The organism is Paracoccus endophyticus (genome assembly GCF_003286075.1).
Classification (GTDB): Bacteria; Pseudomonadota; Alphaproteobacteria; order Rhodobacterales; family Rhodobacteraceae; genus Paracoccus; species Paracoccus endophyticus.
On record NZ_QLUV01000050.1, the window covers coordinates 1 to 1,050 of the forward strand.

A 1,050-nucleotide genomic window follows, 5' to 3' on the forward strand; every position below is an offset into this window, starting at 1 on the left:
GGCTCTGTTGCACAAATCCCTTCCGTGATTCATGTCGTGAGTCCGGTATGGTAGCTGGTCGGCATGAGCAGACTCACACGCCTGACCTACAAGACCAGGAACTGGCCGGCCTACAATGAAGCGCTAAAGCGCCGCGGCTCGCTGACGATCTGGTTCGACCCCGAGATGGGCTGGGAGGCAGCGGCGTCAGGCAGGCGTGGCCGCCAGCAGAGCTACAGCGACGCCGCCATCCAGACCTGCCTCTCGATGAAGGTGCTGTTTGGCATGGCACTCCGGCAGACAACCGGGTTCGTCGAGAGTCTGCTGCGCCTGGTCGGTCTTGACTGGTCGGTGCCCAACTTCAGCACGCTGTGCCGCCGTCAGAAGACCCTCGCCGTCAACATCCCATATCGTAGCTCCAAGGGCCCGCTGCACCTGCTGATCGACAGCACTGGAATCAAGGTCGAGGGCGAAGGTGAGTGGCATGCCCGCAAGCATGGCGGCCCGAAGCGACGCGTCTGGCGCAAGATCCACCTCGGGATCGACGAGGAAACACTGGAGATCCGCGCTGTTGAGATCACCGGGAGCCACATCGGTGACGCCCCGGTCCTGCCAGATCTGCTCAACCAGATCCCGGCGGACGAGCAGATCGGCAGTGTCACTGCCGACGGTGCCTATGACACACGCAAATGCCACAAGGCCATTGCCGACCGCGGCGCTCACGCTGTCATCCCGCCCCGCAAGAATGCGAAGCTGTGGAAGACCGTCACCGCCGGAGCCATGGCCCGAAACGAGGCGCTGCGGGCATCGAAATACCTTGGACGCGCCCTCTGGCGACGATGGAGCGGATATCACCGCAGGAGCCGCGTCGAGACGAAGATGCATTGTGTAAAGCTGCTGGGCCAGAGGCTCATGGCACGGGACTTCGATCGCCAGGTTGCCGAACTTCAGGTCCGTATCGCCGTCCTGAACGGCTACACCGCCCTCGGCATGCCTGTCACTGAAGCTGTGGGATAGCTCTGACCGGGAGAAGGGCAACCTCGGCCATCACCCGATTTGTGCAACAGAGCC

The 1,050-nt window shown here is 62.8% G+C and carries 1 protein-coding gene; it reads left to right on the plus strand.

Going from position 1 to position 1,050, the window contains the following annotated elements; genetic code table 11:
* The first annotated feature begins 63 nt into the window (after window positions 1-63).
* The gene (locus DPQ23_RS15185; protein ID WP_112875594.1) at window positions 64-996 is read left to right on the plus strand and encodes an IS5 family transposase; all 933 of its coding nucleotides are present in this window, start codon (window positions 64-66) and stop codon (window positions 994-996) included.
* Window positions 997-1,050 lie beyond the last annotated feature (54 nt).

What these genes read in the sequence shown, in the direction of transcription:
- DPQ23_RS15185 (WP_112875594.1), top strand. Translation starts at nt 64, where the DNA reads ATGAGCAGACTCACACGCCTGACCTACAAGACCAGGAACTGGCCGGCC.